Below are 16394 nucleotides of genomic sequence, written 5' to 3'. Positions count from 1 at the left end.
CGATTATAATTAATCTTAAACCCTACAAAAATTTTTAATTTCTGAAAATATCAAGTATACTTTCTTTGACAGAAAGCTTTGGAAGAAATTTCTTTACCATCCTATTATTACTAGCCTTTTCAACGTCTGATATATCAAGAGATCCACTCAAAATATACACTTCAGATGTGAGCCCAGCTTCTTTTATCTCTTCTAAAAAATCCCAACCTGTCATTTGCGGCATCATTAAATCCAGAAACAAATAGTTTGGATTTAGGTTAGCAATTTGCTGAGAAGCCCCAACTGCTGAGGAGAATTTATGAATTTTGAAAGGAACAGATAAACACCTTCTAATATATTGCTCCGTAACAAAAGTGCTCACCTCATCATCATCTATAATTACAATATTTAGCATCGAAATACAATAACTTTATATTAAAAAACATTTAACTTGATGTAAAAGTAGAAAAAAATAAATCACTCCCAAACTCAGAAGTGATTTATTACTAATTTTTATGCAATTCAAATAATGTTTTTTGCATTTAAATACAAAAACCAGCATTTAAAGCAGAAAACTACCGAAAATTCGCATCGTTTCAATTTTTAATTAATGCTCTCAAATAGGAGCCATATCCACTTTTGCCCAATTTTTCTGAAGCTTTCAATAGTTCATCGGCATTGATAAAACCATTTCGATAAGCAATTTCTTCTATACAGCCTATTTTTAGCCCTTGTCGCTCTTCGATTACTTCCACGAACTGTCCGGCCTGAAGCAATGATTGGTGTGTGCCGGTATCCAGCCATGCCGTACCTCTATTAAGAATACCAACTTTCAACTTTTCTTTATTCAAGTAAGCCACATTGATATCGGTAATTTCAAGTTCACCTCTACTGCTTGGTTTAATATTTTTAGCTATTTCTACCACCTCATTGTCGTAAAAATACAATCCAGGCACCGCATAATTTGATTTTGGGGAGTTTGGCTTCTCTTCGATGCTCAGAACATTATTGTCGTCATCAAATTGAACAACTCCATACCGTTGGGGGTCATTTACATGGTAAGCAAAAACCACTCCACCTTCCGGATCGGTATGTTCTTTTAATGTTTTATGCAGACCTGTTCCATAAAAAATATTATCTCCCAAAATTAGGGCCACTTTATCCTCGCCAATAAACTCCTCTCCAATAATAAATGCCTGAGCCAAACCTTCGGGTTTGGGTTGAATGGCAAAAGTAAATTTACACCCTACTTGGCTACCATCACCTAGCAATTTTTTAAAAGCATCATTGTCCTCTGGTGTTGTAATAATTAAAATTTCATTGATTCCCGCCATCATCAAAACGGACAAAGGATAATAGATCATTGGCTTATCATAAACAGGCATCAATTGCTTACTTACAGCGATAGTCAATGGATACAAACGTGTGCCAGATCCTCCGGCTAAAATTATTCCTTTCATAAAAACTGTTATTTACTGCTATTGTTAGCAAAATTTGACAAGAATATAAAAAAGATTTTTTACTCCTAAACTTCAAAAAACAAATAAAAAAACTAGTTTCAAACTAATAAATTTCTCTTTAAAACAAATATTAAACTTTCTAAGTTAACCAATATTTCGCAAACCATTTGCGAATATTTCAATTTAATCACATCAAAATAATTAGTTATATGTAAGAATTGGTACTTTTGTTCGTTTAATGGTTTACTTGATTATACATTTCTTTGATCAATTCTTAAATAAAAATATGAAAAAGCACCTGATTTCCACTTTAACCATCGTTTTTATTGCAATGGTTATAAATAATAACGTGGCTTATGGGCAGAACTTTTATAAAGAGAAAATTTCGAGAGATAATTTTTTGCAAGCAGGATTAGGACTAGGAACCCTCTATGCTGATAATTTAGGAAGTATTCGAATGCTTGATATTTTATTAAGACCCGGCCTTTCTGCTTCTTATGGTAGAAAAATCCATAAACATTTTGACATCAGGGCAAATATAGGTTACCAAAGGTACCGCAGTCAAGACATCGACTACTATCCTGCCACAGTAACCCAGTCTTGGCTCATCAACAACCAAGCATTTGCAAGCAAAAACGATCTTCTTTTCTTTGATGTAGCACCAAATTTTTACCTATTTGGATCTGATAACCACGCCTTTAGATCAAGAATTAATGCTTATGGAGGCACAGGTCTAGGAATGCTTATTAACTTTAAGAAAACAACAAATGTCACTTTTAATGGCGTTGTCAATAGTAAAGACATACAGGCCGTTGCTTATATCCCTTTTAGAGCAGGTTTAAGTTATAGCTATGATTTGTATACAGATATTGCTTTGGAAGGAACTTTGATGATGACTTTTTCTGACACCTTGGATGGCAATGAAGGATTCAATAGACTAAACGATATCCCAATATTCGGCCAAATAATAATCAAAAGGTATTTACACCCTTTCAAACCATTTAAACGACCTTGACATGACTCCTAAATTCCTCGCTTTACAATAAGCTTTATTTGGCACTAAAAACCACATTTTTTTGAGAGTCGCTGCTAGTGATTTAACCTTTAGCCCCCTTAGACAAATGGCTAGGCCATTATAAAAAAATAATTTTTTTAAGCCATACACCCTTCAAAAACTTTACAAGTCGTATAATTTTTAAAGTTTCCCCAATTGAATATTTATTTTCTATGCCATTTATAAGTTCATGAGACCTCATTAAAAACCTTGTTCTCCTAGCTTGACTTTTGCATTTATTGACAAAAATCCAGACTAAGCCTTTGCTGAAACAATTACCTTAGCTTACTTTTTGCGAAGGAATTAGAATTCCATATATTTTTAGCTAACTTTAATTATTAAAATAAGAAGAATCATATTACAATTAGTTTAAAATTTGACTTAATGGAAATATTAGGATTGGATATTGGTGGCTCTGGGATCAAAGGGGCACCTGTCAACATAGAAACTGGACAACTTACAGCCGAGAGATTCAGAGTCCCAACACCAATACCTAGCAAACCAGAAAGCATCGCAATTGCCGTAAAAGAAATAGTTGATCATTTCAATTGGACAGGACCTATTGGCTGTGGTTTTCCTACAGTGGTAAACAACGGAAAGTGCATGACAAAAAGTAACCTACATAAAAGCTGGGTAGGTGTTCAAATAGATCAATTGTTTTCAGAAAAAGTAAACCTTCCCGTAACAGTGATAAACGATGCAGATGCAGCTGGTTTAGCTGAAATGACTTTTGGTGCAGGGCAAGGAAAAAAGGTTTAGTCGTTACAGTAACCATCGGAACAGGCTTGGGCACAGGGGTATTTCACAATGGTGTATTAATCCCAAACTTTGAATTGGGAAGAATTTATTATAAAACCGGCGAAATAATTGAGTATTTCGCCGCAGATTCGGCCAGAAAAAGGAAAATCTTAGTTACAGTGAGTGGGGCAAACGCTTTAATAAGTTCCTCAAGCATACGGTAAGAATTATATCTCCTGATTTATTTATTTTGGGAGGTGGGGCAAGTAAAAAAATGGAACGTTTTGAAGATGAAATTACAATAGATGTACCGGTCATTGTGGCGGAGAATAAAAATGAAGCCGGAATCATTGGCGCAGCAGTTGCTGCTCAGCTCAAAGGGAAAGAGTAAGATATAATTGATAAATTCTTTTCCTTTCACTATGGTGTTTTGATAGAAGTCAAAGGACTACTTGAGAAAGTTAAGCATTGATCTTCAATTTATTTTAGTCCAATAGCCAATGGTTAACACAAATAACAACTAGCAATGGCCATTATTCAAATCAACACCAATAGGACATATGTTATAATAAAAAGTAATTTTCATTATTAAAGGAAACGATAATAATAGAAAATCATCCATATCTTCCTATACTTAGGGAAGGAAGAACAGAGAATGTCAAAATAAACCATAACCAAACCAAAAAGAAAATGAAAAAATTACTCCCTTTCCTATTTTTAATTTGCCTGATTTCCACCCAAGGAATTGCCCAAGAGGTAAAAATGAAATCCATATTTAATGGAAAAAACCTAAAAGGTTGGGAAGTGACCCCTGAAGAAAATATTTGGTGGGAAGTTAAAGATGGGAAAATCCACACTGAAAACGACCCTACCAATACCGGCTCCACTTTATGGACAAAGAAAGAATATGGAGACTTTATTTTAGAGTTGGATTTTTTAATGGGTAAAGGAACAGTTGATTCAGGCGTATTCTTAAGATCTGATAAAGATCAAATACAAATAGGAATCTCCGGATCATTAAAAAGAGACATGACCGGGTCTCCTTACATTCCGGGAAAATCTTATCCCAAAGAAGCCAGTGGTGTTCAAGATCTTTTAAAGAAAAACGACTGGAATAGCATGAAGATAAAGGCGGTTGGCCAAAGCTACACAGTTTGGCTAAATGGCAAAGAGGTGGTGACTTACCAGTCAGAAAACATGCCGGAAAAGGGCCCCATAGGACTTCAATTGCACCCGGGAAATGATATGAGTATAGATTTCAGAGATATAAAAATTGGAAAGCTATAATTTCATTATATGGCATGAAGTAGATAAACTTCAAGTATTGAGGTGATATTTATCATGTTTTGTCTTAAAATAATTCATTTACTTTGGGTAATAGTTAAGTCTGCAATATTAACAGTAGGATTTAACGACAGCCACAAATTATCTAGGATTTAGAACAAAATAACCATGAAACGTATCATTGTACCCATCGACTTTTCACGCTATTCTGAAAACGCTTTTTATAGTGCTGCCAAAATCGCAAGTAAAGGTGATGCCACTATTACTTGCTTGAATGTAATTCAATCTGATCTTGACTGGGCAAATCTTTCTACTTCTGAGAAGATTAAAAATCAAGAAATTTTAGATTTAGAAGCTGAGGCCAAGGATAAATTAAAAAAATTTGTTGCTACACATAAAATCAAGAATACGCCTATAGAAGCTGTAGTGGAGATAGGTGTCCCCTACCAAGTGCTTACGGATTTAGCTCATAAGCAAAATGCAGATTTAATCGTTATCGGTGCTTATGGTAAAAACAGGGAGCCGGGAAAATTTGTAGGATCTACCACCCAAAAGGTTTTCAGGAATGCCCATTGCCCTGTATTGGCAGTGAAAAATATAGTGGATGGTAGAGCCATGAAAAAACTGGTCTTTGCCTCCCTTTTTAATGAAATCAGTAAACCGGCATTTGTTAGGTTAAAGCCATTTATTAAAAGCATTCGAACAGTTGTTTATTTCCTTTATGTCAATACCCCGGAAAACTTTATAGATACAGGGAAGGCAGAAGAGCGAATGAGTGAGTACGCTTACGGTCAAGAAGAATTATTGATCCATCGACATATCTATAATCATGAGGAGGTGGAAAAAGGCATTATTGCATTTGCCGAAAAAGAAAAGGCCGGAATCATAGCTATCGCTTCCAACCTTCGGAAATCAAATTCTGCTTACCAAATTGGAGTTACAGATACAGTCTTATATAAGTCTGAAATCCCAGTTTTGAGCGTGAAGTTTGAATAATAAAAGCTTTTTTAGAAGAATGTTCAATAGAGATAGTTTATCATTTAGAAAGGCCAACAAAGTAGAACATTTGTCTTCTTTGTTGGCCTTTTTTACAATGTTAGTTAAAACCGAAATCATTATAGGTATTCAATTGCAGGCTTGAATCCCCAAACAGCTTGCTTACTTTCGGTTATAAACTGGCCTTTGATTCATATTTTATCATTCGGGTAATACCAAATCCTTCTCCCCTTCTGTCCATTCTTTTATCTCCTATCAAGATTTTGTTAAATCTATTTTTACCTTTAATATTTATGCCTGCAATCGATTGCCTATAAATTATATTTTTATAAGATATTGTTTATCTTTACATCCCTCAATACTGTCAATAGATTGAGGTAAAATTGAATTTACAATAAAAATAACCTATATCATGAACAAACAAATTTTAAGTTTCTTTGTCTTGTCTATTTTCTTTTTGGTCTCTTGTGGGCAAAAGACGGCAGAAACGGAAGACGGATGGACAAATTTATTTGACGGAGAAACCTTAAATGGCTGGCATCAGCTGGATGGGGTTGCCGAATTTGAAGTAGTAGACGGAGTCATTGTCGGCACTTCTGTCCCAAATACCCCAAATTCCTTCTTAGTTACTGACAAGACTTACGGGGATTTTATTTTAGAATTAGACATCCGAGTGGATGACGAGTCAAGCAATTCAGGAGTGATGGCCAGAGGCCAATACAACCCTGATGCTAATGATGGCGCCGGTAGAGTTTTTGGCTACCAAGTTGAATGCGATCCAAAAGAAAGAGCTTGGTCCGGTGGAGTATATGATGAAGCCAGAAGAGGATGGTTATACCCATTGACCTACAACCCTGAAGCAAGAAGTGCTTTCAAACTAGGTGAGTTCAATACTTATAGAATTGAATTTATCGGAAATACGCTTAAAACTTGGGTAAATGGACAAGAAGTTGCCTACCTCGTAGACGATATGGATGCAACTGGTTTCATTGCTTTACAAGTTCATGGAATAGGTAAAAACCCTGAAAATGCTGGCAAAAAGACCTATTTCAGAAATATCCGAATTCAAACTGAAAACCTAACACCAACGCCTTTCAAAAATGAAGTTTTTGTGGTCAGTACTATTGACAACACTTTGACTTCATATGAAGAGGACAATGGATGGAAATTACTTTTTGACGGTAAAACAAGCAATGGATGGAAAAGTGCCAAAGCTGAAACTTTCCCTGAAAAAGGCTGGACCATCAATGATGGCGTGCTTACAATAGAGTCTTCTGATGGCAGAGAATCTGCAAATGCCGGCGACATTGTTACCGAAAATCAATACAGTGCATTTGACTTGGCTTTTGACTTTAAGATTACAGAAGGTGCAAATAGTGGTGTCAAATATTTTGTTACTTTAAATGAAAACAACACGGGATCTGCAATTGGATTAGAATACCAAATTCTTGACGATGAAAGACATCCAGATGCAAAAAAAGGCAAGGATGGTAACCGGACATTAGCTTCATTGTATGATTTAATCAAAGCAGATAAACAATCTCGATTCGTACGTCCAATAGGTGAATGGAACAAAGGGCGTTTGATCGTATATCCTGACAACAAAGTTGAGCATTACATCAATGGCCTTAAAGTGGTGGAATACACTAGAGGGTCTGATGAGTTCAGAGCTTTGGTTGCTGAAAGTAAATATGCGAAATGGGATAATTTTGGAGAAGCAGAACAAGGTCATATCCTACTTCAAGATCATGGTGATGAAGTTCACTACAAAAACATTAAACTTAAGGAATTGAAATAAGGTAATTCCTAATAAAAAAAGGTAGGCCATTCAGCTTACCTTTTTTATTGCTTCTTTTCATCCTGTTTAAGACCGGATTAGTCGACTCTTTATTTGGGCATTGCTATATTTCTCATAATGGCACTTCAGCCCATCGCTTTCTTTACTGCTTTGAGAAATTTTTTTACTTTTTCAAAAGGATCTCCCGGCCCCAATGTTTCAATGGGCAGATAACCATTGTAATCACTCCTATTGATAATTTTTATCAATCGTTTTAAATCTACAGGTTTTTGCTCACCAAAATGGTTAATGTTTTCCTTGATCTGCCAATTGACAGCATGATGAATATTTTCACTTATTTCTTCATAAGGGTCTTTTAATGAATAACTCCCCACATCTAATACCAAGCCAAACCATTCTTCACCCACATTCTCCATGATATAATTCACTTGATCAGCAGATTTAATAAAATCATTGTGATTTTGCATGGCAACTATCACCCCATGCTGAGCCCCAAAGGAAGCACATTCCTGCATAGCTTCAATCACTCCATCAGCAAGCTCCTTCCATTTGACCCCTTGAGCTTCTGTCTTTCCGGCAAAAACACGAAGTACCGGAGCACCCATTTTCGAGGCTGCAATTATCCAATCTTTCACATGCTTAATTTCCTTATTCCTCTGGGCTGCATTTTCCAAAGTAAAATCATTCCTAACCCCGGTACCACTAATGTCTAATCCGCTATAATGGGCCATTTTTTTGATGTCATAAAGCAACCTATCGTTAGGTACCTCAGGGTAAGTCTCGATATAATAAGCTGTTAAATCAATGGCAGGTATAGCGTTTTCTGCACAAAAATTAAACAAACCATCAAGCGAAAGTGACTTGTCTTTTAAGGGTGAATTGAAAGAATAGGCATTCAAACTAAGCTTAAGGTTTTTATCTTGTCCCTTGGGTAGTTCAGACATGGGTGCAAAACCCATTAACGGTAAAGCTGTCATCCCTAGTCCTTTTTTCAAAAAACTTCTTCTTGGTTTTTGGCTCATATTATTAAATGAATAAATTATAAAATACTGAAATAATCATTTTTAACATTATTTTTTATTGAAAGTAAGTATAAATATAGACTATAGACGCGTTTCCTTACCAAGATAACCAACAAAAAAGGAACCTCATGAATATTCATCCAATTTTTATTTATGCAATCGATTGGCTAAATCCCTCAAAAGGCTGGAATAAGCAAAAATAAATTTTTAATATTACTATTAGATTAAAAGAACAGATAATGCAAGACACAGTAAAACCTTCTAATAACACTTTCCTAACTGAAGATTTTCTTCTAAAAACTGATTTTTCCAAAAGGTTATATCATGATTATGCGAAGAAAATGCCAATCATTGATTACCATTGTCACCTTTCTCCAAAAGACATTGCTTTGGACAGACAGTTCAATAACATGTCTACGATTTGGCTAGAAGGTGACCACTATAAATGGCGTGCCATGAGGACGCTGGGTGTCGATGAAAAACACATTACCGGTGACTCCAGTGATCAGGAGAAATTTGAAAATTGGGCGAAAATTGTTCCGCAAACCATGCGAAACCCATTGTACCACTGGACCCATCTCGAATTAAAAGGCTATTTTGGCATAGACAAATTGTTGAATGAAAGTTCAGCCTCAGAAATCTATAACACCACTACCAACTTACTCCAGCAAAAAGAATACAGCACCAGAGGCTTATTGTCAAAAATGAACGTTGAGGTAGTATGCACAACGGACGATCCCATTGACAGCCTGGAATATCATCAAAAGGCTAAAGCTGATAATATCGCCATAAAATTACTTCCCACATTCAGGCCTGATAAGGCCTATGCGGTAGAAAATCCGAGTGCATACATTTCTTATTTAGAAAAGTTAGCAAATGCAAGCGGACTGACCATTAACACTTTTGATGACCTGTTGGCTGCTTTAGAAAATCGAGTAGCCTACTTCCATGAAAATGGAGGCAGACTTTCAGACCATGGACTTGAGCAATTGTACTTTTATGAAAATGAAAAATACGCTATTGACACCTTGTTTACAAGCATCAAAAAAGGTGAAAGTCTTCAGCCGGATGAGGTGAGGTTTTTTAAATTTAAAACTCTTACCGCCCTCAGCAAAATGTACCATGCCAAAAGTTGGACACAACAATATCATCTGGGGGCCCTGAGAAACACCAATGAAAGGATGCTTAGAATACTGGGACCTGACACCGGATTTGATTCCATTGGAGATTTTTCACAAAGTGTAGCTTTGGCCAAATTCCTTAACAACCTGGACAGCACAGATCAATTGTCTAAAACCATTTTATACAACCTTAATCCTTCAGACAATGAAGTAATGGCCACAATGGTTGGGAATTTCAATGATGGTTCTATTAAAGGTAAAGTTCAGTTTGGCTCCGGATGGTGGTACCTTGACCAAAAAGATGGCATGGAAAAACAAATCAACACCCTTTCTAACATGGGGATTCTAAGTTGCTTTGTAGGTATGCTTACAGACAGCAGAAGCTTCTTATCTTTCCCAAGACATGAATACTTTAGAAGGATCCTTTGTAACCTAATCGGGCAAGATGTCAGCAATGGAGAACTACCTGCCGATGAAAAGTGGTTGGGACAAATGGTGGAAGATATTTGCTACCGAAATGCCAGAAACTATTTTGGCTTCTACTAAACCTCATCACGAGAATTATTCAGCCAGCATTGAGGTGAATATATTCAATAGGTCTTCAATTCCTAAGTCTATTGATTGAATAATTCTTCCAGTACAGAGATTACCGACCCCATAAAAAAGCTCCATGCTAAGTAATTAGTATGGAGCTTTTTTATACTTTTTGTATCTTTTTAAAACACTATCAAAAAGGTCTGGAGTGATACGATATGACCTTACCCATAAGAATTAAGCTGCTGTAGTCTTTTTTCCGGAGTCTTGGAAATAATGGGAAAGTCCAAAATACATTACTACCCCAAAACAAACCATGGGCACATAATAAGAAAGTCCAATACTACCACTGATGTCAGATACCTGACCTTGAACAGCCGTGATTAACGCCCCTCCCAAAATCGCCATGATCAAGCCTGAGCCACCAAGTTTGGTATCATTACCTAATCCTTCAGCGGCCAAACCATATATCGTTGGAAACATGAGTGACATGCAGACAGATATCATAACCAATGCAATCACAGCCATCATTCCACTTCCGTAAATCACCACAAAACTTAATAGTATAGCTAGAAGTGAGGAAAGTGCCAATAATATTGAAGGCTTAAAAAACCTCATTAAAAAGGTGAATAGAAAACGACTAGCGGCAAAAAGCACCAAAGAAATTAAATAATAATCTGAGGCTCCGCTTTCCATAACATTCAGTTCCGCCATAACATACCTGATGGTAAAAGACCAAACGCCAATCTGAGCTCCTACATAAAAAAATTGCGCCATTACCCCTCTCACATAGTTCTTGTTTTTTAGTAATCTTTTAAAGCCACCAATTATCCCATCTTTTTCTGTTTCTTCAGAAGCAGCCGGCATCTTAACAGCCCTAATAATAAACCATACCACTATAAGAAATAAGGCCACACCAACATAAGTACTAACAACCCCTGCCAGTTCGTCAGCCTGAATGGCTTCCAATTCTTCAGGTGCCATATTGGTTCGGTCTGTAGCTTCTGCTGTATTGAGTTTGGAAAGGATAAATACCTTACTTAAAAAAACCCCAATTACGGAACCAATAGGATTAAAGGACTGGGCTAAATTAAGTCTTTGAGTGGCTGTTTCAGGAGGTCCAATCACCAAAATATAAGGATTGGCAGCTGTTTCCAATATAGAAAGTCCGCCGGCAAGTACATATAAAGCAAGCAGGAAAAACCCGTAAGACATCATCATTCCCGCAGGATAAAACAAAAGGGATCCTAAGGCAAAAAGCCCTAAACCTAAAAGAATACCTGATTTATAGGTGTACTTTCTAATAAATATAGCTGCCGGCAATGCCAAGCAAAAATAGGACCCATAGAATGCCAACTGAATCCAAGAGGTTTGAAAATCAGTCATGCTCATGATTCTCTTAAAGGCCGCCAATAGGGTGTCTGTCATATTATGGGCAACTCCCCACAACATAAACAATCCTGTAAGCAAAAGGAAGGGCCAAAAATTCTTCTTGGAGATTAATTCTGCCTTCGCTGGGTTTATAGTTTGACTCATTGGTGATTTAGATTATTTTGTTTCTTAAACATTAGGAAAACCCGAAATTAAGGATTTATCTTTTAATTCCTGCCAAAACCCTTCAGGCAATGAAGATTCTGAGGCAATCAAATTTTTCTTTACCAATGCTGGTTGATTTACACTAAGGGCTATGCTTGTTACACCGGGGATCATTAAAGAGAATTGAATGCAAGCATGAAAGGGATCTACACCATAAGCTTTGCAGACCTCAAAAAACTTTTTTCTCCATTGAATCTTTTTTTGATCTTCAGCATCATCAGGATCTAACCTTTTGTAATCAAAAAAATCTTCCCCTGTTAAAAAGCCGGACTGAAAAATGGCTGCTAGGATTATTCCTACTTCATCTTTTCTTAACAAGTCAACAAATTTCATTAATTCAGGTGGATGGTTTATCAGGGAAAGACTATTGGCAATCATTACATAGTCTAAAGGAACACGCTGATAAATTGCTTTGATAATTTTCCAATCCTTTGCTCCTACTCCAACACCCTTCACTTTGCCTTGATCTTTTAACTCCTTCATTGCGGTGAACGCTCCCAAGACATCTTTCCATAAGGCCTCCCGCTCTTCCTCAGAATTGGCTTTATCTAAATACTCATCCGGATCATGAAGGGATATGAGTTGTGGCACATGCCCTTGCAAAAGGGCATTGTCTTTCTCGAAACATTCAAGAATTCCTTCATAACTAATCTTTTGAACAGCGTCATTTTCTATCCCTTTCCAAATATTAGGCTCAAAGAGGGGCTCCGGTGTGGTAAGGGGTATTCTGGTCCAGCCAAGTTTATTGGTGATTATGACATTCTCCTTAGGTATACCTTCTTCTATCAAAAATTCACCCAACACTTCTAAAGCCAACCCGGCTCCATATTTACCGGCAGTATCAAATACCGTAAATGGGTGGGTTTGTTTAAAAGCTTCTTTTAAAATTTGCTTCTTTTCTGCTTTAGTATAGGATTTAAAGAGGTTCCCTAGAGCACTACTCCCAAAAATGATTGATGGAAACTCTAAGCCTGTTTTACCAAATGGCCTTGTATTCATTTCAAACGAAGATCTAGGAAAAGCATTCTTTTATTTATTTTTCATTGCATAATGCCTGTCTCTGGCAAAAGTTTCTAGGTGTCTGTGTTTTTTGACTCGTATATATCGGATATAGTAATGAGTATTCCTGTTTCTTCCACAGCACCAAACTCATAATTCATGGCAGTTCCAAAGGTTTTCATGGTGGAAGAAAGGTTCATGTACGTATTGATCAACGGAGGGATATTTTCTCCTAAATTTCGCACCTTGGAATTAAGCACTTTATACCCCTCTTTATAAGACAAACCATCAAAGGTACCCTTAAAATTGCTTTCGTCAGTTTTATAATCCAATGAAGTTATTGGCACAATTAATTTATCATTGTCAGGGAAATAATGATTCATAAAGTAAATCAATAAATCTCTGGCCTCAGCGTTGTAATGGGGATACATGGTTACTTTTCCGAATAAGTATTTGACATCCGGGTTAATCATTACAACCGCTCCCAAACCATCCCATAAATTATCCAAAGAAAAATCCCTCTCCTATTGTCCACACTTGGTTGGTATTTAGGCTGAACAAAAGACCTTCCCAGTTCAATGGTAAAAGGAAGGTAATCCTTGATAAATGAATCTGAAAAATTAAAAAGATGGGCTGTAGAAAGATTTACTGAACCTTCTTTGGTATAGCCTGCATCCGAACATTTTATCAACCTATAACCTGCGATGATCTCTTCATCTAAGGGATTCCAAGCGATCAATTGATCATAGCATTTTTCGCAAGTATCATTTTCATCTATATCCAAGGGCAATCCTGTACCACCTCCGGCAGCTCGAAAAGATATCTCACGCAATCGCCCAATTTCTTTCAATACATTTGGCGCATTATGTTGATTAACCAAATATATTTCATTTTCCCCATTATTTACATATCTTAAAAATCGATCGGGTGTCAATTCATTTTTTATGGCATCCCTTTCAATCGGGTTGATAATGTCTTGCATAAATCCTACTTGTTCTGGACAATATTGTATACTATTTTTTTAACCTCCTCTGCCCAATATCTATCCGTTTTAGAAGCATCAAAATACTTGTAAGAAATCGGTTTTCCTATATGGACAACAATTTTTTTGTTTTTTGACCAAACATTTCGTCTGCCAAATAAAACATTTCAACATTGGCCTTAACTCCCAACTTTTTTCTAAGATTGGCCAAATTATAAAAAAAGATGAATTTCTACCTTCTATATAGATTGGAACAACATCTTTTTTATACTTCTTTGCTTTGTTGATGAAGCTTTTTTCCATTCCAAATCTTTGATGCTATCCTCTTGTTTTCTGGAAACCAACCCTGCCGGAAAGATAATGACTCCATTTTCTGCTGCATAAGTAGCTTCTATCTTCTCTACGCCTCTCTTGCCATGACCTCCATGTTTATTTACGGGAACAAACAACTTTCCGAAATTAGGAATGTTCATCAAAACATCATTAACTAAAAACCTCAGATCCTTTCTGAATTTGCCAAGAACATGCATCAGAACAATACCGTCCAAGCCACCTAATGGATGGTTAGAAGCAAAGATAACATTTCCGGTTATGGGAATATTGGATTCATTCTTAACTTCTATTTCCATTCCGAATTCCTCAATCAAGGCATTTACAAAAGCCAATTCCTTCAATTCGGCATGTTTTTCCATTATCTCATTGACTTCTGTCTCATGAGCAATTCTTTTGATATAGGAGAGCAAAAATCCGGGAATCCACTTCAATAAACTTGGATTTTTATTCCCTATTACTTTCTCTATCTCAACGAATTTTTTCTTTGTCACTTCAAATAATTTTAATGAATGGATGCCCCATGCCCTTCTAGGCTGATATTCAACTGATGTACAGACCAGTAAACTTTAAATTTGGTGTAAGCTTTTTGAATCGGTGCTTTTTTGAATATAAGGTACAACAAAAATACAGAAATTAATTTATCAGTTTCAATTGATTCACCATTCTAACCCTTGAATTTTCTATCCCGCACTTTTAATTACCATTAAATTGTCCTTAATTAAACCTTGAACTTTTCAACACTACCAACTTCCCAAATTAGCTAAAAGCATGTCTATGAAAATCGCAATCACAGGAGCCACCTCAGGAATAGGGACAGAAAAAGTGAAAGCCCTAGCACCATTGTGTGAACAAATGTTTCTTTTGGTAAGAGACGAAAAAAAGCAAGAGACCTTATTCAATCACTACCCTCGCATCAAGAAAAATCAGTGTGATTTATTGTGATCTTTCTGACCTTAGCTCCGTGGCAAAAACAGCGACAACTTTATCTCAAAAAACCACTCATTTGGATGTCCTCATCAACAATGCCGGAGGGATTTTTCCTGATAAAACCATTACTACAGAAGGGCACGAGCTTACTTTTTTGTCAACCATCTGGGCCACTTTCTACTAACTTACCTTACCATGCCTCTTCTAACTTCCGACAAGGGTGGGAAGATTATTAGTGTCAGCTCAGAAGCACATAGAGCGGCTAAGGTAAATGAGGAAGACCTAGAACTAAAAAATGATTTTTCTTCCTTTAAGGCTTATGCAAATGTGAAACTATACAATTTGCTCTTTACAAAGTCTCTGGCAGAAAAATTCAATGCTAAAAAAATTGAGGCCTATGCTTTACACCCCGGGGTGGTCAACACCAATTTTGGCACACAAAGCAAGGGGATTTTTAAGTTTTTGCTTTATCTGGCAAAACCTTTTATGATTAGCCCCAAGGAAGGAGCGCAAACCGGAATACACCTAGCTACACACCAATTGGACCCCAAAAGCAATGGAGGGTATTTCAAAAAAAGGAAATTGGCTAAAGCCTCAAAGGATGCTTCTTCAAAAAGCTAAGGGATCTACTTTGGGCGTACAGTTTAAAACAAATAGAACCATATTTGAGTGAAAAGTAAGCTAATAAAGGTCTACTCAGATTTAGAAAAACCAATAAGCACACCTTTAATAAACTACATTAGCCAAGCCTTACTCGGATTCGAGCGCCTCTATCTTTATTGTTTTTGAGATAATTGACCCTGTCATAAAGTATCCCAAAACCTGATCTTCTCCGTTAATTGCTTGAATATTCGATTCAGGATTTTCCGGAGGAGGGCTAAAAAGTCCCCCATCATTAAAGAGTAATGAAACGAATTGATTTAAATAATCATATGCATTTTCATTCAACCGTATCAATTGTAGTTTTACTTTATCGTTTTCCTCAAACGCAAATCCATTGAGCTTAAACCCGTTGTCCAACACATTGGTCCCAAAGGTATCATCAAAAAGAAAATAATCATCTCTACCGTTCAATAGTGTGTCATTTTTAGTAAGTAATAAACGGTAAAAATTACCTTCTTCAAAGGGAATCTTGCCATAAACTGTCAAGTAATATCCTTCATCTGAGAAAAAGCTTTCCTCCTCAAAAACATATGTAATGCTGTCTAAAATGGGAGGCTCTTGGGTAAGGCCTTCACTAGTATATTCATTTTCATCCAAAATTACTTTTAGTGTATAACTGTGTCCTGGAATTGCTGTTTGCCCGTGTAAAGGAGTATAGTATCCCAGTTCATCTTCAAACATGAAATCCACCAAGGTTCCGGAAGCATTGTCTATGATACTTACGGAAGCATTTTCAACCAATTCATTGGCCAAGGTATCGAAATAGTCTCTTGTATAAGAAATTTTCACATAGTTCTCCGTAACTTCATTAGTCCAGACAGCCTCAATTACCGGCTTTTTTGAAACATTCCCTAAATCTAGTTGCACTTCCTCCTGACAGGACAGAAGAGAAATTAGGCCAATTATGA

17 protein-coding genes and 1 pseudogene are annotated in these 16394 nt (G+C 36.5%); 9 read left to right on the top strand and 9 right to left on the bottom strand.

Going from position 1 to position 16394, the window contains the following annotated elements:
- Positions 1-34: 34 nt before the first annotated feature.
- Both WG932_RS26595 and rfbA read right to left on the bottom strand, forming a co-directional pair.
- Positions 35-394 (bottom strand): response regulator, encoded by a 360-nt coding sequence (locus WG932_RS26595; protein ID WP_014020746.1) that lies wholly within the window; start codon positions 392-394, stop codon positions 35-37.
- Between the two features lie 181 nt (positions 395-575).
- Positions 576-1439, bottom strand: coding sequence for a glucose-1-phosphate thymidylyltransferase RfbA (gene rfbA / locus WG932_RS26590; RefSeq protein ID WP_149393461.1), 864 nt, complete (start codon positions 1437-1439; stop codon positions 576-578).
- Between the two features lie 286 nt (positions 1440-1725).
- Between rfbA and WG932_RS26585 the strand changes: the two genes are divergently transcribed.
- From WG932_RS26585 to WG932_RS26565, 5 genes are all read left to right on the top strand, one after another.
- On the top strand, positions 1726-2454 hold the full coding sequence (locus tag WG932_RS26585) for a hypothetical protein (RefSeq protein ID WP_149393460.1): 729 nt from the start codon (positions 1726-1728) through the stop codon (positions 2452-2454).
- A gap of 423 nt (positions 2455-2877) precedes the next feature.
- Entirely contained in the window at positions 2878-3252 is a 375-nt protein-coding gene (locus tag WG932_RS26580) for an ROK family protein (RefSeq protein ID WP_483085937.1), read from the top strand.
- Positions 3253-3921: 669 nt separating this feature from the next.
- Positions 3922-4518, top strand: a complete 597-nt coding sequence (locus tag WG932_RS26575) for a 3-keto-disaccharide hydrolase (protein WP_014020742.1) — start codon at positions 3922-3924, stop codon at positions 4516-4518.
- A 165-nt stretch (positions 4519-4683) separates the two neighbouring features.
- A complete protein-coding gene (locus WG932_RS26570; RefSeq protein WP_339676012.1) occupies positions 4684-5511 on the top strand; it encodes a universal stress protein in 828 nt (275 codons plus the stop codon).
- Positions 5512-5923: 412 nt separating this feature from the next.
- Positions 5924-7309, top strand: a complete 1386-nt coding sequence (locus WG932_RS26565; RefSeq protein ID WP_483085936.1) for a 3-keto-disaccharide hydrolase — start codon at positions 5924-5926, stop codon at positions 7307-7309.
- A 125-nt stretch (positions 7310-7434) separates the two neighbouring features.
- Here the strand turns inward: WG932_RS26565 and WG932_RS26560 are convergent, their stop codons facing one another.
- Positions 7435-8304: a sugar phosphate isomerase/epimerase family protein gene (locus WG932_RS26560; protein WP_483085935.1), complete on the bottom strand. Its 870-nt coding sequence runs from the start codon at positions 8302-8304 to the stop codon at positions 7435-7437.
- Positions 8305-8570: 266 nt separating this feature from the next.
- On the opposite strand from WG932_RS26560, the gene uxaC reads away from it, so the two are divergent.
- A complete protein-coding gene (uxaC, locus tag WG932_RS26555) occupies positions 8571-9998 on the top strand; it encodes a glucuronate isomerase (protein WP_483085934.1) in 1428 nt (475 codons plus the stop codon).
- A gap of 225 nt (positions 9999-10223) precedes the next feature.
- Here uxaC and fucP read toward each other — a convergent pair whose 3' ends face one another.
- From fucP to WG932_RS26530, 5 genes and pseudogenes are all read right to left on the bottom strand, one after another.
- The gene (fucP, locus tag WG932_RS26550; RefSeq protein WP_014020734.1) at positions 10224-11522 is read right to left on the bottom strand and encodes an L-fucose:H+ symporter permease; all 1299 of its coding nucleotides are present in this window, start codon (positions 11520-11522) and stop codon (positions 10224-10226) included.
- A 24-nt stretch (positions 11523-11546) separates the two neighbouring features.
- Positions 11547-12581: an aldo/keto reductase gene (locus tag WG932_RS26545; RefSeq protein ID WP_483085933.1), complete on the bottom strand. Its 1035-nt coding sequence runs from the start codon at positions 12579-12581 to the stop codon at positions 11547-11549.
- 30 nt (positions 12582-12611) lie between these two features.
- Positions 12612-13563, bottom strand: a pseudogene (gene glsB / locus WG932_RS26540) (glycine N(alpha)-acyltransferase GlsB).
- A 106-nt stretch (positions 13564-13669) separates the two neighbouring features.
- Positions 13670-13753 carry a hypothetical protein gene (locus WG932_RS26535; protein ID WP_483088725.1) on the bottom strand — a complete coding sequence of 28 codons (84 nt, stop codon included), beginning with the start codon at positions 13751-13753 and terminating at the stop codon, positions 13670-13672.
- Positions 13754-13802: 49 nt separating this feature from the next.
- Positions 13803-14387, bottom strand: a complete 585-nt coding sequence (locus WG932_RS26530) for a 1-acyl-sn-glycerol-3-phosphate acyltransferase (protein ID WP_483085932.1) — start codon at positions 14385-14387, stop codon at positions 13803-13805.
- Between the two features lie 283 nt (positions 14388-14670).
- Here WG932_RS26530 and WG932_RS26525 point away from each other — a divergent pair, with 283 nt between their 5' ends.
- The 3 genes from WG932_RS26525 to WG932_RS26515 are packed head-to-tail and all read left to right on the top strand — an operon-like array spanning position 14671 to position 15444.
- A complete protein-coding gene (locus tag WG932_RS26525; protein WP_483085931.1) occupies positions 14671-14838 on the top strand; it encodes a hypothetical protein in 168 nt (55 codons plus the stop codon).
- Positions 14825-15007 (top strand): hypothetical protein, encoded by a 183-nt coding sequence (locus tag WG932_RS26520; protein ID WP_483085930.1) that lies wholly within the window; start codon positions 14825-14827, stop codon positions 15005-15007. The genes WG932_RS26525 and WG932_RS26520 overlap by 14 nt, the downstream gene beginning before the upstream one ends.
- Positions 15008-15018: 11 nt before the next feature.
- Positions 15019-15444, top strand: a complete 426-nt coding sequence (locus tag WG932_RS26515; RefSeq protein ID WP_483085929.1) for a Rossmann-fold NAD(P)-binding domain-containing protein — start codon at positions 15019-15021, stop codon at positions 15442-15444.
- A 129-nt stretch (positions 15445-15573) separates the two neighbouring features.
- On the opposite strand, the gene WG932_RS26510 is transcribed toward WG932_RS26515, so the two are convergent.
- Positions 15574-16353, bottom strand: a complete 780-nt coding sequence (locus WG932_RS26510) for a DUF4249 family protein (protein WP_483085928.1) — start codon at positions 16351-16353, stop codon at positions 15574-15576.
- Between the last annotated feature and the right edge of the window lie 41 nt (positions 16354-16394).

The sequence above is a fragment of the Cyclobacterium sp. SOCE241 genome, assembly GCF_056867545.1.
This window is presented reverse-complemented; position numbering and strand designations above follow the sequence as displayed.